Origin of the sequence: Bradyrhizobium sp. USDA 4532 (assembly GCF_024171315.1) — a bacterium.
Classification (GTDB): Bacteria; Pseudomonadota; Alphaproteobacteria; order Rhizobiales; family Xanthobacteraceae; genus Bradyrhizobium; species Bradyrhizobium australafricanum.
On sequence record NZ_JALJZN010000001.1, the window covers coordinates 8,454,109 to 8,469,196 of the forward strand.

The following is a 15,088-nucleotide window of genomic DNA, read 5'->3' on the forward strand; positions in this document are numbered from 1 at the left end:
CGGCGTCTCTCTTGTGTTGCCGCGATATGTGCGGTGCGCGGAGGGAACGCCGTGATCGGACGGGCAATCGGAATTGCGGTCGTGGTGCTTGCGATGGCGCTGTCGGGCGATGCGATCGCCCGAGGCGGCGGCGGGCACGGTGGCGGCCATGGCGGAGGACATGGTGGCGGCCATGGGCATGGTGGTGGCCATGGCCACGGTGGTGGCCATGGACGCGGCGGGCATGGCTTCGGCCACATGCATTTCGGCGGCGGCCATCATGGCGGGTTCGGCCGCTCGCACGCGATCTCGCGGTCAGGCTTCGCCGGCCATGGCGCCTTCGCATCGCGCGGGGGTGGCAATTTCGGCCGGATGCGCAATGCCGCAATCGCACCAGGCCATATGCGCAATGCGTCCAACTCGCTGTCGCGCAACGGCGCATTGCGCAACGGCCGGCTGTTGAGCAACCCGGCGGCGCGTGCGCAGATCGCCGCGGCCGCGGCGCTCGCCGGCTGGCACGGCGGGACTGTCGCCAACGGCTGGTGGCAGCATCCCGGCGGCGGCTATGGCTGGGTCGGCCCGCTGTTCTGGCCGTTCGCGTACAACGACATCTACGACTACGCGATCTGGGGCGACGACATCGGATTCTGGGGCTACGGCTATCCGGACATCTATGCCGGCATCTTCGGGCCCTATGGGTATGACGATCTCCGGGCCTATCTGCCGGAGCGCCGCACGGGCCGCCGTTACCGCGGCGGCGGGCGCATCGAGCAGATGTGCGGCAATGACAGCCGTTCGGTCGCCGGCCTGCCGGTAGATCAGATCGCGGATACGGTGCAGCCGACCGAAGCGCAATCGGTGGCGCTCGGCGAGCTCGGCAACGCGTCGCTCGCGGCGGCCCAGGTGATTCGCGCGGCATGTCCCGCGCAGGTGGTGTTGACGGCCCCGAACCGCCTCGCCGCCATGCAGCAGCGGATCGAAGCAATGGTCACCGCGGTCGGAATCGTGAAGCCTCCGCTGGACAAATTCTACGGCCTGCTCGATGACGAGCAGAAAGCGCGGCTCAACGCGCTTGCCGAGAACCAGCGCAAGGAAGCCGCGGCGCGCGATCCGAACGCGACGGTCGCCCAGAGCTGCGGCGCCGCACAGCCGGCGATGCAGGAATGGCCGGCCGGCGAGATCGAGGCGCGGCTGCAGCTCAGCGACGCCCAGCGCGGTGCGCTCCAGGCGCTGCAGGATGCCAGCGCCGACGCCGCGCGGAAGCTGAAGGCCGCGTGCCAGACCAATGAGGCGATGACCCCGCCCGCACGTCTTGCCTTCGTCGCCAAGCGGCTCGACGTCATGTTGCAGGCGGTCAAGGATGTCCGCGCCGCGCTCGAAAATTTCTACGCCACGCTCAGCGATGAGCAAAAGGCGCAGTTCGAGGCGATCGGGCCGAAACGATCGGCTTAGAGCCTCGGCGGTTCGCGTGAAAACGCGGCGAGCGAAATCCCCGCAGCCTCGGCCCTGACGCAATCAGAACCGAAACGGGCTTTATTCCATGAGTTCGACATCAATTCGCGCGCGGATCGGCCGCGGGTGTGGCCGCCGGGCCATAGTGTGCACCTCTTGCTCGGCACCGAGTCGACTCTGCGGTTCACAGGTTGCGCCAAGGCCAGCTATGTTTGCCGTGCTTTCAAGGTGCGGCGATGTGGTGGTTCAGCAAGGACGAGCACAAGGATATCTGGGACGATCCCGTCGCGCACCCGCTCGGCGACATCGAAGCTGCGCAGCGGATCCGTGCGATCTGCCGCGATGCCGCCGGCTGTGCCGAGGCGGTCGGCTCGCCCGACAAGCGTTCAGCGAAGAAGCAGCAGATCGAGCGTGATCGCTACGAGCGTGCCGCCAAGGTCGCGATGGAGACCGCGATGAGGATCTCCGACGAGCTGGTGCGAGATTCCGCGGTGCGCGAGATCGTCGGTCTCTGCATGAGGGCCAACAACATCAAGACGGGGCGGGCGTTGCTGCGCGCCATCCACGCGGGCTCGATCAAGGCGGAGGTCCTGAGGGAGCATCCGACGCTCGAGGGCGAGCAGGCCTGAAGTCGTCCGGTAGCCCGGATGGAGCGTAAGCGAAATCCGGGACGGTTCATCAACGCGCGAGAAATCCCGGATCGCGCTTCGCTTCATCCAGGCTACTCAGCAATTTGTAGCTCCGTCATTGCGAGGAGCGATAGCGACGAGGCAATCCATGCTTCCGCATATGCCACACGATGGATTGCTTCGCTTTGCGCGCAATGACGGAGGATCGTGCGTAGCCCGCATGAGCGAAGCGATATGCGGGAACGGATTTCCCGGGTATCGCTTCGCTCATGCGGGCTACTGATCTCACCAACCTCTACGCCTGTCCGCCGAGCGTGCGGACCGCTTCGTCGACGCTGTGGAAGACATGGTCCCGCGGCAACACCTCGTAGAGACCGAAGCGCTCGAACGCATCCTGCGCGCGCTCGGATTCGAGCCGCGCCACCGCCACCGTCACGCCCTCATCGCGGCATTCGCGAAACAGGTCGCGCAGCGCCTGCGCCGCCGTGAAATCGATCTCGATCATGCCGCTGGCCTCGATCACCAGCAGCCGCGGCTTGGGCGTCGCCCCGCCGATGGCCTGGAGCACGCCGCTGTGGAAGCTTTCCGCGTTGAGGAACGACAATGGCGCCTGCAGGCCGACGACGGCAATGCCGGGCGTGCGCTCGCCTGTGACGTGCGGGCCCGTCGGCCACCAGATCGTGGTGCCGGGCACATGGACGAATTCGGCCAGCTGGCCGCGCGTCGTGGTCCAGATGCCGTGCAGCAGCGACAAGGCGATGCCGACGGCGACGCCTTGCTCGATCGGCAGCACGATGATCGCGGCTGCCGTCGCCACCACCAGCAGGAATTCATAGAACGACTGGCGGAAGATCGCGACGATCTGCGTGACGCGGATGATGCGCAGCGCCACGAACAGCAGCACGCCCCCGAGTGCCGCGTCGGGCACGTGCCGCAGCAGCGTTGCGCCGAACGCGAGCAGCGCGAGCACGATGGCCGCGGCAAACAGCCCCGAGAGCTGCGTGCGTCCGCCGGTCTCCGACACGATGCCGGTCCGCGGCGGGCTGGCGTTGACCGGAAAGGCGCCGAACAGCCCGGACAGCAGGCTGCCGGCACCGGCGCCGAGGAAGTCGCGATCGACGTCGGCCGGCTTGTCCGGATCGGACAGGAACGAGCGCGTCGTCGCCGCGGTCTGCACCATGACGACAACCGCGATCAGGATCGCCAGCGACAACAGCTTGATCCATCGCTCCGGCGCGATGTCCGGAAACGATGGCGTCGGCAGCGTCCCGGGCACGGTGCCGACCACCTTGACGCCCTTGCTTTCGAGATGGCCAGCGATCACGGCGACGGTGGCCACGACAAGGCCGATCAGCGCGCCCGGAATGCGTGCGCTGATCTTCTCCGATCCGGCGACCAGCGCCAGCACGCCGAGGCCGATCGCCAGCGTGTAGAAATTGGTTTGACCGATCTCCTCGGTGAGCACCCCGAGCTTGTAGAGCGTCGGCCCGTCCGGCGTGGTCAGGCCGAGCACGCCGGGTAATTGCGAGACCAGGATGTGGACCGAGATGCCGGCGAGGAAGCCGACCGTCACCGGGGTCGACAGTAAATTGGCGATCCAGCCGAGCTTGAACAGGCTGCCGGCGATCATGATCGCGCCGACCATCAGCGCCAGCGCCATCGCGAATGCCTGATAGTCCGGCGAGCCGGCGGTCGCCATCAACGCGAGTCCGCCTGCGAAGATCGGCGTGATCGTGGAGTCGGCGCCGCATGACAGGAAGCGATTGGCGCCGAACATCGCAAAGCCGAGCGAGCCGGCCATGAAGGCGAAGAAGCCGATCTGCGGCGAGAAGCCGCCGAGCCGGGCGGTCGCCATCTGCTCGGGAATAGCGATCGCAGCGAGCGTCAGCCCGGCGATCAAGTCACCCGGCAGGTCGCTCGGCCGGAACGCCCTGAGCGAACGGAAGACCGGCCAGTTGGCGCGCGTCTGACGATCCTGGCCCATCGGTGCCCCGTGAGGATTGCGGCGATTCCCCGATAGTCCGACATCGCGCGGCCAAAAGCCAGCCGACGGCAGCCTGCGCTGGCGTGAAGGCCTAGCCGATATTTTGCAGCGCCGGGAAGGTTTCCAGCAGCCAGACGCTGACGCTCGAGACTGCGCCGGTCAGGAAGCCGATGCCGGTGACCACCATCAGCACGCCCATCACCCGCTCGACGGTGTCGAGATGGCGCTTCATCCGCGCGAACAGCGAGGAGAACTGCTTGACCATGAAGGCCGCAAGCAGGAACGGGATGCCGAGCCCGGCGGAATAGACCGCGAGCAGGCCGGCGCCCTTCGTCACCGTGGCCTCAGCGGCCGCGATCGAGAGGATCGCGGCGAGGATCGGCCCGATGCATGGCGTCCAGCCGAAGGCGAAGGCCAGGCCCATGACGTAGGCGCCCCACAGCCCGACCGGCTTCGGCGCGGTCAGCCGCCCCTCGCGCATCAGCAGGCCGATCCGGGTCACGCCGAGGAAGTGCAGGCCCATGATGATGATGACGATGCCCGCCAGGATCGAGAGCTCGGCCGACCAGGCGCGCACCAGCCCGCCGACAAAGGAGGCGCTGGCGCCGAGCGCGACGAACACGGTGGAGAAGCCGAGCACGAACATCAGCGCCGCCGTCATCACCGCGCGCTTGGAAGCCGCGGTGGCGCCGTCCTGGTTGACCTGCTCGATGGTCGCGCCGGTCAAATAGATCAGATAGGGCGGCACCAGCGGCAGCACGCAGGGCGAGAGGAAGCTGACCAGACCGGCGATCAGGGCCGCCGGGATCGAGACGTCGTGCATCAATGAAACCTTCGCAGAATAGCGCTCCTGTCTTGGCGTCTATGCGGCCAACAATCCAGAAGTTTCGTCGTCGCAGCCTTCAACTATGGTCACAGGCCCGTGTGCGGGTCGACTCTCGTGGCAGGCGCGGAATGACGGTGAGGCGAGCACGCCGCGCGGCTCCCGCTCTCGCAAGGGGGAGGGAACCCTTCCGGCGGTGCCTCGCTCACGCGCCAATCACTGATGCGGATTTTTGACCTGCAAGCGGCACCACACATTCGCTGTCGTCCCGGCCTAATGCGCAATTGCACACGGGGGTCGGGACCCATAACCACCGCTGAGCTAGGTTGCGCGACGCTGGAACGACGAGTCTCACCGACAACATCGGCCGCGGCGTATGGGTCCCTGCTTTCGCCAGGACGACCATGTGGAAGCAGTGAGCGCATCACGACCGCAGTCACCAACATCATCGGCGCTTGGCTGGACGTGGCGTGTCGAACTCCCGGCCACGGATTCGCACCAGGTCGTCGGCGGAATTCGTCAGCAGCACGACCGTGGCTGCGCGCGCCGTCTCCGCATCTCCGGCGGCGATCGCGTCCAGCACCGCGCGGTGCTCGCGCAGCGCCCGCGGACGGTGCGAGCCCGGCGCTGCGATCGTAAAACTCTGGCGCAGCGTGATCTCGAACATCTGCGCGATCGGCCAGAAGAATTCGTTGCGGGTGGCGAAATAGATCGCCTGGTGGAACGCGATGTCGGCGGCGACGAACTCCTCGTTGGTCTTCGCCGCGTCCATGCCGTCGCATCCGACGCGGATGCGGGCGACGTCGACCTCCTCGGCATGGGTCGCCGCGAGCGCTGCCGCGGCCGGCTCGACCGCGGCGCGCAGCTGGAACAGCTTGGCGAGGTAACGGTCGATCTCCGCGGTCTCGAGGTGCCAGCGCAGCACGTCGGGATCGAGCTGATTCCACTGCTCGGGCGGCCGAACCCGCGTGCCGCTCTTGGGCCGCGACTCGATCAGGCCCTTGCCGGTCAAGGTGCGGATCGCCTCGCGCACCACGGTGCGGCTGACGTCCATCATCTCGCAGATCCGGATTTCCGGCGGCAGCGTTTCGCCGACGCCGATCTCGCCGCGCACGATGCTGCTGCCGACGCGGTCGGTGACCTGGCTGTGCACGCTCCGACGCAACGCGTTGGATGTCTGGAACATCGAGGGCCTCGCTGCGGTTGCAGCCTGCGCCGCCGCCGAGCCGCGCCCTTGCACAACCGTATCCGTTTTGTCATACATTATGACAAATCGGCTGCCAAGCTCACGCCGTCAGGCGGGTGGCCAACACAATAAAGATCCGTCCCCGGGAGGAGCACCATCATGACGTCGAACCGCGTGAGCCGCCGCATTGTGCTGCAGTCGTCGGTCGCAGCGACCGCGTGGCTTGCCGCCGCGCCCGCCATCATCGGCCGGGCCGAGGCTGCGGTGATGAAAATGCGATGCTCGTCGTCGCTTCCGAACGATCCCAAATACGCCAATGGCCGCGTCTACTACGACAATCTGGTCAAGAGCCTGAAGGCGAACGGACTCGGCGAGCAGATCGAGGTCACCTTCTTCCCCGACAACCAGCTCGGCCAGGAGATCGACGTCATCAACTCGGTGAAGCTAGGGGTGATCGACCTGATGGTGTCCGGCTCGTCGATCTCGGCGAATCTCGTGCCGCTGGTCGGCACCTTCGACCTCGGTTACCTCTTCACCAGCTTCCAGCAGCAGACCAAGGCGTTCGACGCCGGCGCGGCGAAGCCGATCGAGGCTGCGCTGCTCAAGGGCGCCAGCATTCACATCATCGGCTGGGCCTATAATTTCGGTGCGCGCAGCGTGCTGGCGAAGAAGCCGGTGAAGACGCTGGAGGATCTCGCGGGCCTGAAAATCCGCACCTTGCCCAATCCGATCATCACCGAATGCCTGCGGCTGATGGGTGCCGCCGCGACGCCGCTGGCGTTCGGCGAGATCTATACGGCGCTGCAGGCCGGCGTGCTCGACGGCCTTGAACACGATCCGCCGACCATCCTGGCGAGCAAGTTCTACGAGACCGCGAAGCACTATGCGCTGACCCAGCACATCTTCTCGCCGCTCGCGGTCTATTTCAGCGACACCAGCTTCAACCGCATGGCTTCCAAGCTGCGCGAAGGCTTTCTCGACGCGGCGAACAAGGCCGCGACCGACACCCGCGCGCACGGCCTTGCGGTGGAGAAGGAGGCGCTGGCGGCGTTGGTGGAGAAGGGCGTCACCGTCGTCGAATGCGACAAGGAGGCATTCCGCAAGCGCGTGCTGCCGCAGACCGACAATTTCATCAAGGCGCGGCCCGAGGCAAAGGCCGTCGTCGACCTGATCCGCGCCACCCAGGCCTGAGGTCGGCGCATGTCAGTCGCCGCAGTCGAGGCGAGAAGCACCGCTGATCGGATCACGGCGCCGCTGCTCGCCATCAGTGACGCGATCGCCGCGCTCCTGCTTGCCGCCGATCTCGTGGTGGTCTGCGTCGCGGTGCTCGCCCGCTTCCTGTTCAACGCGCCGGTCGAATGGTCCGACGACGTCGCCCGCGGCCTGATGGTCGGGTCGAGCTTCTTCGGCGCGGCAAGCGCGCTCGCCCGCAGCGAAAATCTCGGCGTCGCCTTCTTCGTCAACATGCTGCCGCCGGGCGTGCGGCGGGTGGTCGACGCGGTCGGTGCGCTGCTTGTCACCATCATCGCCGGCTATGTCGCGTTCAACGCCGTCAAGATGGGTTGGCTGACCACCGGTCAGACTTCCGGCTCCGGCCTGCCGCTGGAATGGACGTTCTATCCAATGGGCGTCGGCGCGGCGTTCATGACGATCTTCGCGTTCGAGACGTTCTGTGGCCGGCCGCTGCGTGACATGGCGGCAGCCATCGTCGCGACCGCCGTCATCGTGGGTCTCTATCTGGCCTGGGATGCGCTGGCGCCGTCGTCCGTGCCGTCATCGCAGGCGTTGATGCTGATCGGCTTCTTCCTCACGCTGTTCGGCGGACTGCCGATCGGCTTTGCGCTGGCGCTGGCGGCGCTGATCTTCATCTGGGTCGAGGGCACGCTGCCCGGCGTGATCTTCGCCCAGCAGATGGCGCGCGGCATCGACAATTTCGTGCTGCTGGCGATCCCGTTCTTCATCCTGGTCGGCTACCTGATGGAAGCCAACGGCATGTCGGTCCGGCTGATCGAGCTGCTGCAGCGCGCGGTCGGACGGATGCGCGGCGGGCTCAACGTCGTCATGGTGATGTCGATGGTGCTGTTCTCCGGCATCTCGGGCTCCAAGATGGCCGACGTTGCAGCGGTCGGCTCGGTGCTGATCCCGGCGGCGCGCCGCTCGCGGCAGAACCCGGGCGGAGCGGTGGCGCTGCTCGCCGCCTCCGCTGTCATGGCGGAGACGATTCCGCCCTGCATCAACCTCATCATCCTCGGCTTCGTCGCCAACCTGTCGATCGGCGGACTGTTCGTCGCCGGCATGTTGCCGGCCGCGCTGATGGCGCTGGCGCTGATCGCGGTGTCGATCATCTTCGGCAAGCGCCCCGCGGCGAACGTGGAAGCCGAGCCGCGCGTCGCGGTATCCGGGCTCTGGACCGGTGCGATCGCCTCGTTCGGGCTGATCTTCATGATCTTCTTCGGCTTCAAGAGCGGCTTTGCCACCGCGACCGAGATTTCCGCCTTCGCCGCGGTCTACGCCATCGCCGTCGGCAGCCTGCTGTTCCGCGAGCTCGGTGCGAGGAGTCTGGCGCATTGCTTCGTGCATGCGGCTGTTCGTTCGGGGCTGGTGCTGTTCATCGTCGCCGCGGCGCAGTCGCTGGCCTTCATCCTGACGCTGCAGCAGGTGCCGCATGCCGTCGGCGACCTCATGCTGGCGATCTCGGGCAGCCACGGCGTCTGGCTGTTCACGCTGCTGTCGATCCTGGTGCTGGTGGTGATGGGCTCGGTGCTCGAAGGCGCCGCGGCGCTGATCATTTTCGGCCCGCTGCTGCTGCCGGTTGCCGTCAAGCTCGGCATCGATCCGCTGCATTTCGGCGTCGTGCTCGTGATCGCGATGGGGCTCGGGCTCTTTGCTCCGCCACTCGGCCTTGGGCTCTACGGCGCCTGCCTGATCGGCAACGTGCCGATCGAGCAGACCATCAAGCCGATCGCGGGTTATCTCGGCCTGCTGTTGTTGTGCCTGCTGGTGATCGCCTTCGTGCCGGCGATCAGCACGGCGTTGCCGCATGCGCTCGGCTACTAGGGGGGTAGGATCGTGAAGGTGCTGCTCGCCCATACCCGGCAGATGCGCCGCGACTATTATGGCGAGCGCAGCCTGAACGGCCTGCGCGCGGTCGCCGACGTCGAGTTGCACGAGGGCGAGGAGGCGCTCGATGCGGCGGCGCTGGTCAAGGCTGCGGCCGATGTCGACATCATCGTCGCCGACCGCATGACGCAGGGGCGAGGGGAGATCTTTCCGCAGCTGCCGAAGCTGCGCGCGTTCGTGCGCTGCGCGGTTGACATCCGCAATATCGATGTGGCTGCGGCCTCCGCCGCCGGCGTGCTGGTGACGCAGGCGAGCGCCGGCTTCGTCCAGTCGGTCGCCGAGCTCGCGCTCGGCTTCATGGTCGATCTGTCGCGCGGCGTCTCGCGGGCGACCGCGGATTATCACGCGGGCAGGGCGCCCGAGGTCATCATGGGCCGCCAGCTTGCGGGAGGCACGATCGGCATCATCGGCTATGGCAGCATCGGGCGCTATCTTGCCGGGATCGCAAAAGTGCTCGGCATGAATGTGCTGGTCGCCGATCCCTTCGTGACGCCGGACGATGCGGCGATCGCGCATCTGCCGCTCGACGATCTGCTGGCGCGCGCCGACTACGTTGTCTGTCTCGCGATCGCCAACGCGCAGACCGAGAACCTGATCGGGCAGGCCGCACTGGCGCGAATGCCGAAGCACGCATTCTTCATCAACCTGTCGCGCGGAAACCTCGTCGACGAGGCGGCGCTGTCGGCCGCGCTGCGCGATGGCCGCATTGCGGGTGCCGCGATGGATGTCGGCCGCGCGCCGGACCAGATGCCGACGCCCGAGCTTGCGAAGCTGCACAATGTGATCGCAACGCCGCATGTCGGCGGCCTGACGCCGCAGGCGATCGAGCATCAATCGTCGGAAACGGTACGCCAGGTCGCGAAGATCGTCGCCGGCGAGATACCCGTCGGCGCGGTCAATGCCGGCTACTGGACACGGCGGCCTCGGCCATGAAAGTTTGGCGAAGCCCAATGTCGTCCGCGGGGCTGGACAAGAGCTTCGCATCCGGCCCAGACTTGGCCCGCATAACCGCGGCCCCTGAGCGCGCGGACAATCAATGAACGGACGTCCCGCAACAAACGACGGGCGCCGAGAGGGAAACAGGGAGGCATCACATGGCTATTTCACGCCGTGACGTTTTGTTGGGCAGCGCCGGTGCTTTGGGCGCCGCATCATTCTCCTTCCCAGCGCCTGCCATCGCACAGTCGGAACCGATCAAGATCGGCTGTCTCGCGGCGATCACCGGCCCGAGCTCGGCTCCGACGGTCGGCTTCAATCGCGGCGTCAACTTCGCGGTCGACGCCATCAACGGCACCGGCGGGGTGAAGGGCCGCAAGATCGAGCTCGTGATGCGCGACACCCAGGGCGATCCGACCAAGGCGGTGAACGCGACGCAGGAGCTGATCAGCCAGGCCAAGGTGCACGCGATCTGGGGTCCGCTGAACTCGGGCGAGGCGCTGGCGACAACGCCGATCATGGCGCGCGCCAAGATGCCGGACCTGCATCCCTGCGTCGTCGAGACCCTGATCGACCCGGTCAAGTTCCCCAACGCGTTCCGTATCGCGCCGTCGAACAACCAATGGGACGATGCCGTGCGCAATTACTGTCTCAAGATCCTCAAGGTGAAGAAGGTCGCGGTGATCGGCGACACCACCGGCTATGGCGTCACCGCGGTCGGCGCCTCCGTCGCGGCGTTCAAGAAGGACGGCGCCGAGGTGGCCTATCAGGCCAATATCGACGCCACGCAGCCCGACATGACGCCGGACATGCTGCGCGCCAAGAATGCCGGCGCGGAAGCGATCGTGGTGTGGAGCGTCTCGACCGGCATGGAGGCGCGCATGTTCAACACCCGCGCCGCGATGAACTGGGACGTGCCCTTCGTCGGGCATCCCTCGATGGCGTCGGGCGAGCTTGCGAGCCTGGTCGCCAAGCCGGAGAACTGGAAGAAGGTCTACGCGATCGGCTACAAGAGCTGCAGCTATGACGGCGCCGGCAAGCTGCCGCCGAAGAGCGCGGACCTGGTCGCGCGCCTGACCAAGGCCAACATCGCGCTGAACGACACGCTGTTGTGGTGGGTCGCGGGCGGCATCGATTGCATCGAGCTGATCGCCAAGGCGGTCGCCGAAAGCGGCTCGACAGACAGCGCCGGCATCATCAAGTACTGGAACACGCTGTCGACCTATCCCGGCTATTTCGGCAATTACCGCTTCTCGCCGACCGAGCACAACGGCTACCTGACCGAAGAGATCGTGATGTCGGAAGCCTCTACCGCCAAGGACGGCACCTTCGCGCTGGCGCCGGGGTATACATAGAAGGGCGAGGGCGCAGCCGATGCTGGCCTCGATCCTCGCATCCGGTCTCGCGGCGGGCGCGATCTACGCGCTCGTCGGCGTCACCTACAACACGATGTTCTCGACCTCGCGGGTGATGAGCTTCACCGCCGGCCAGCTGGCGATGCTGGGCGGCGTGTTCGGCTCGATGTTCACGCTGAAGCTCGGCCTGCCCATTGCCGTCGGCTTCGTGCTGACGCTGCTCTGCTGCGCGGTGATCGGAATCATCACGGAATTCGTCGCGGTGCGGCCGGTGCTCAAGAGCCTCGACCAGCATCTCTACGTGCTCTCGACCCTCGCGGTCGCGCTGATGATCCAGCAAATCACCGCGATCAAATGGGGCACCGAGCCGCAGCCGTTCCCGCGCATCGCGGGATTCGGCGAGGGCGTTTGGGACGAGAAATTCTGGCTGCCGGTCCTCGCCTGCGCCGTCACCATCATCGGCCTTGAATATCTCTACCGCCGCACCCTGGTCGGCCGCGCGTTCCTTGCCATCGCCGAGGATAATTTTGCGGCGCGGGCGCTCGGCCTGCCGGAGCGCAATCTACGGGTCGCGAGCTACGCGCTTGCCGGCGTGGTCGGCGGCATCGCCGGATTTTCCGGCGGGCAGTTGCTGCTCGCCTTCTTCGCCAACGGAGCGCTGCTCAATTTCTACGGCTTCGTGCCGGTGGCGCTGGGCGGGCTCGGCAATAACAGAGGCGCGATCATCGGCGGGCTGGCGCTCGGCCTGTTCCAGCAGGCCGCGAACTTCCTGGTCGGCGGCATCTTCTCCTCGGTCGCGGTGTTCACGCTGTTCATCGTGGTGCTGCTTGCCGCGCCGCAAGGGCTGTTCGGCGCATCGACCGCGCGGAGGGTGTGATGACGTCGGTCGTGGCCACTCCGCCCCGAGCCGACAGCGGCGTGTGGCGCGCCGCGCTGCCGCACGTCCTGCCGTTCCTCGGCATTCTGGTGGCGGCGGTGCTGCTGCCGTTCGTCAGCAACGATTACTGGGTGCTGATCGGCACCCGCATGGCGATCTACTGGGTGCTGGTGTCGGGCCTCAATCTGGTGGTCGGCTTCGCCGGTCACCTTGCGATCGGCTATGTCGCGCTGCTGACGCTCGGCGCCTACACGACGAGCGTGCTGGTTGCCGGCAACGTGATGCCGGCGCTTCCGGTATTCGTCGCATTGCCGATCGCCGGCCTGATCGGCGCGATCTTCGGCGTGGTGGTCGGTCTGCCGGCGCTGCGCCTGCGTACCTTCTACTTCGCCATGTCGACGCTCGGCTTTGCCACCATCGTGACCCAGATCGCGCTGGCCTGGCAGAGCGTGACCGGCGGCGGCATCGGCATTGCAGGTCCGGAATTCCCGCCGCCGTTCAATACGCCGTGGGGCTTCTACGCCCTATGCATCGCCGTCGCCGCGCTGACCACCTGGATGAGCGCCAATGTCGCGCGCAGCCGGTTCGGCCGCGCGCTGATCGCGGTGCGCGACGCCGAGGTCGCCGCTGAGGCCAGCGGCATCTCCAAGCCGAAAATGCTGATCGCGATCTTCCTGTTCGCCGGCGCGCTGGCGGCGATCGCCGGCGGATTGTTCGCGACCCTGCAGACCTACATCACGCCCGATGCGTTCACTTTCGATCTCTCGGTGCTGTTCTTCATCGCGATCCTGATCGGCGGCCGCGGCTCGATCCTCGGGCCCATGCTCGGCACCATCATCCTGACCATCCTGCCCGAGATCGCGGCACCGCTCGCGGCGTGGTCGACCTTCCTCTACGCGGTGCTGCTGCTCGTGATCGTGCTGGTGATGCCCGGCGGCATCGCGGCGCTGCTCGATTTCCGCAACCGCCGGCCGCTCGCCAGCAATCGCGCCATCGTTCCGCGTCCCGCTGCACTCGCCGACATCGTGCGCCGCAGGGACGGCGGCAAGACGCTGCAGCTGCGCGGCATCGCGCTGAGCTTCGGCAATGTGAAGGCGATCGACGGTCTCGATCTCGATATCGCGCCCGGCGCGATCCACGGTCTGATCGGACCGAACGGCAGCGGCAAGACCACGACGCTCAACGTGATCTCGGGCTATTACGCCGCCAAAGCCGGCACCATGACGCTTGGCGGCGAAGTCCTGGCCGCGGGCCAGCCGGTCAAGCGCGCCGCGTGCGGCATCGCACGCACCTTCCAGACGCCGCGCGTGATCGGCGAAGCCTCGGTGCTGGAGAACGTCATGATCGGCGGCTCGATCGAGGGCCGGGCCAATTTCGTCGAGGCGATGCTCGCACTGCCGCGCAACGGCGCCGACGAGCGTCTGCTCGCGGCAAAGGCGCACGCGCTGCTCGGCGTCGTCGGCCTCGAGGCGCTCGCCGACATACGCGCCGATCGCCTGCAGCACAGCGAATTGCGCTTCATCGAGATCGCGCGGGCGCTGATGCTCGATCCGGACTTCCTGCTGCTCGATGAGCCCGCCGCGGGTCTCTCCAATGACGAGATCGAGCGGCTCGCCAGCCTGATCAAGGCGGTCTGCGGCCGCGGTACCGGTGTGCTGCTGGTCGAGCACCATGCCGATCTGATCTTCGATATCTGCCACCAGGTCACCGTGCTCAATCTGGGCCGGACGCTGGCGGCGGGAACCCCGGCGGAGATCCGCATCCACAAGGAGGTCGTCAGTGCCTATCTCGGCGGCTGAACCGTTGCTCGCGGTCAATGGGCTGCAGTCCGGCTACGGCAAGATCCGTGTGCTGCACGGCATCGACATCACGATTGCCACCGGCGAGGTCGTGGCGCTGCTCGGGCCCAACGGGGCCGGCAAGACCACACTGCTGCGCGCGATGTCCGGACTGTTGCCCGTCACTGCCGGACAGGCCCGGTTCGGCGACCGCGACATGACCAACGCCACGCCGCGCGATGCCGCGCGGGCCGGGCTCGTGCATGTGATCGAGGGACATCGCGTGTTCACGCAGATCTCGGTGACCGACAATTTGCTGCTCGCCGGCTATGACCTGCCGCGCGCCGAGCGTGCCGTGCGCATCGAGGAGGCGTTGGCGTTCTTTCCCGAGATCGCCGAGAAGCGGCATGAACGCGGCGGCGCGCTGTCGGGCGGGCAGCAGCAGATGCTGACGGTGGCGCAGGGCCTGGTCCGCCGGCCGCGGCTGTTGATGCTCGACGAGCCTTCCGCGGGACTGTCGCCGGTGCTGGTCGATCGCGTCCTCAACGTCATCGGCCGGCTGCGCGAGCAGGGCACCTCCGTGCTGCTGGTCGAACAGCTCTTGGAGAAGGCACTCGCCTGTGCCGATCGCGTCTACGCGCTGGTGCAGGGTGCGATCGCGCTGGAGGCGCCGACCGGAGAGAGCGACCTCGCGCATCGGCTCGAGCGCGCCTATTTCGGCCATGAGAGCCACGCGTTGCAGACCTAGCCAATGCAACCTGTGTGCTCGACGCCAACGGCCACGCAACTTGTGATCGGATGCGGCGTCGACTGCCGTTGTGGCGCAATCTGCACGTGCGTCATAAAATGGCACGACAGGTGCAGGCGGCTTTGCTAAGCTTCACAGCGATGCCCGATTGTGGATATTTGTCGCGTTGTTTTTAAGACTTGTTGCGGTTGCCTGCGTCTGCAGCTCTCTTCAAGAGGCCT

At 66.7% G+C, this 15,088-nt stretch carries 12 protein-coding genes; 9 read left to right on the top strand and 3 right to left on the bottom strand.

Features of this window, described 5'->3' with window-relative positions; all coding sequences use genetic code 11:
* The first annotated feature begins 51 nt into the window (after nt 1–51).
* Nucleotides 52–1,431 carry a Spy/CpxP family protein refolding chaperone gene (locus J2R76_RS38995; RefSeq protein ID WP_253625846.1) on the top strand — a complete coding sequence of 460 codons (1,380 nt, stop codon included), beginning with the start codon at nt 52–54 and terminating at the stop codon, nt 1,429–1,431.
* A gap of 236 nt (nt 1,432–1,667) precedes the next feature.
* The gene (locus J2R76_RS39000) at nt 1,668–2,060 is read left to right on the top strand and encodes a hypothetical protein (RefSeq protein WP_057015020.1); all 393 of its coding nucleotides are present in this window, start codon (nt 1,668–1,670) and stop codon (nt 2,058–2,060) included.
* Between the two features lie 295 nt (nt 2,061–2,355).
* Here the strand turns inward: J2R76_RS39000 and J2R76_RS39005 are convergent, their stop codons facing one another.
* From J2R76_RS39005 to J2R76_RS39015, 3 genes are all read right to left on the bottom strand, one after another.
* A complete protein-coding gene (locus J2R76_RS39005) occupies nt 2,356–4,044 on the bottom strand; it encodes a SulP family inorganic anion transporter (RefSeq protein ID WP_253625847.1) in 1,689 nt (562 codons plus the stop codon).
* 91 nt (nt 4,045–4,135) lie between these two features.
* On the bottom strand, nt 4,136–4,867 hold the full coding sequence (locus J2R76_RS39010; protein WP_016846251.1) for a cytochrome c biogenesis CcdA family protein: 732 nt from the start codon (nt 4,865–4,867) through the stop codon (nt 4,136–4,138).
* 445 nt (nt 4,868–5,312) lie between these two features.
* Entirely contained in the window at nt 5,313–6,053 is a 741-nt protein-coding gene (locus tag J2R76_RS39015) for a FadR/GntR family transcriptional regulator (RefSeq protein WP_253625848.1), read from the bottom strand.
* Between the two features lie 159 nt (nt 6,054–6,212).
* On the opposite strand from J2R76_RS39015, the gene J2R76_RS39020 reads away from it, so the two are divergent.
* The 7 genes from J2R76_RS39020 to J2R76_RS39050 all read left to right on the top strand — a co-directional run bounded on the left by J2R76_RS39020 (nt 6,213) and on the right by J2R76_RS39050 (nt 14,867).
* Complete coding sequence (locus J2R76_RS39020; RefSeq protein ID WP_253625849.1) at nt 6,213–7,244, top strand: TRAP transporter substrate-binding protein; 1,032 nt, start codon at nt 6,213–6,215, stop codon at nt 7,242–7,244.
* A gap of 9 nt (nt 7,245–7,253) precedes the next feature.
* A complete protein-coding gene (locus J2R76_RS39025; RefSeq protein ID WP_253625850.1) occupies nt 7,254–9,110 on the top strand; it encodes a TRAP transporter large permease subunit in 1,857 nt (618 codons plus the stop codon).
* 12 nt (nt 9,111–9,122) lie between these two features.
* A complete protein-coding gene (locus J2R76_RS39030) occupies nt 9,123–10,106 on the top strand; it encodes an NAD(P)-dependent oxidoreductase (RefSeq protein ID WP_253625851.1) in 984 nt (327 codons plus the stop codon).
* 161 nt (nt 10,107–10,267) lie between these two features.
* The gene (locus J2R76_RS39035; protein ID WP_253625852.1) at nt 10,268–11,464 is read left to right on the top strand and encodes an ABC transporter substrate-binding protein; all 1,197 of its coding nucleotides are present in this window, start codon (nt 10,268–10,270) and stop codon (nt 11,462–11,464) included.
* 19 nt (nt 11,465–11,483) lie between these two features.
* Nucleotides 11,484–12,341, top strand: coding sequence for a branched-chain amino acid ABC transporter permease (locus tag J2R76_RS39040; RefSeq protein WP_038383339.1), 858 nt, complete (start codon nt 11,484–11,486; stop codon nt 12,339–12,341).
* Nucleotides 12,341–14,140, top strand: coding sequence for an ATP-binding cassette domain-containing protein (locus J2R76_RS39045; RefSeq protein WP_253625853.1), 1,800 nt, complete (start codon nt 12,341–12,343; stop codon nt 14,138–14,140). The genes J2R76_RS39040 and J2R76_RS39045 overlap by 1 nt, the downstream gene beginning before the upstream one ends.
* Complete coding sequence (locus J2R76_RS39050) at nt 14,121–14,867, top strand: ABC transporter ATP-binding protein (RefSeq protein WP_253625854.1); 747 nt, start codon at nt 14,121–14,123, stop codon at nt 14,865–14,867. Before J2R76_RS39045 ends, J2R76_RS39050 begins: the two co-directional genes overlap by 20 nt.
* The last annotated feature ends 221 nt before the right edge of the window (nt 14,868–15,088 follow it).

Bases quoted from the DNA above. Each gene is read 5' to 3' on its own strand.
- J2R76_RS39000 (WP_057015020.1), top strand. From the start codon at position 1,668: ATGTGGTGGTTCAGCAAGGACGAGCACAAGGATATCTGGGACGATCCC.
- J2R76_RS39005 (WP_253625847.1), bottom strand. From the start codon at position 4,044: ATGGGCCAGGATCGTCAGACGCGCGCCAACTGGCCGGTCTTCCGTTCG.
- J2R76_RS39010 (WP_016846251.1), bottom strand. From the start codon at position 4,867: ATGCACGACGTCTCGATCCCGGCGGCCCTGATCGCCGGTCTGGTCAGC.
- J2R76_RS39015 (WP_253625848.1), bottom strand. From the start codon at position 6,053: ATGTTCCAGACATCCAACGCGTTGCGTCGGAGCGTGCACAGCCAGGTC.
- J2R76_RS39020 (WP_253625849.1), top strand. From the start codon at position 6,213: ATGACGTCGAACCGCGTGAGCCGCCGCATTGTGCTGCAGTCGTCGGTC.
- J2R76_RS39025 (WP_253625850.1), top strand. From the start codon at position 7,254: ATGTCAGTCGCCGCAGTCGAGGCGAGAAGCACCGCTGATCGGATCACG.
- J2R76_RS39035 (WP_253625852.1), top strand. From the start codon at position 10,268: ATGGCTATTTCACGCCGTGACGTTTTGTTGGGCAGCGCCGGTGCTTTG.
- J2R76_RS39040 (WP_038383339.1), top strand. From the start codon at position 11,484: ATGCTGGCCTCGATCCTCGCATCCGGTCTCGCGGCGGGCGCGATCTAC.
- J2R76_RS39045 (WP_253625853.1), top strand. From the start codon at position 12,341: ATGACGTCGGTCGTGGCCACTCCGCCCCGAGCCGACAGCGGCGTGTGG.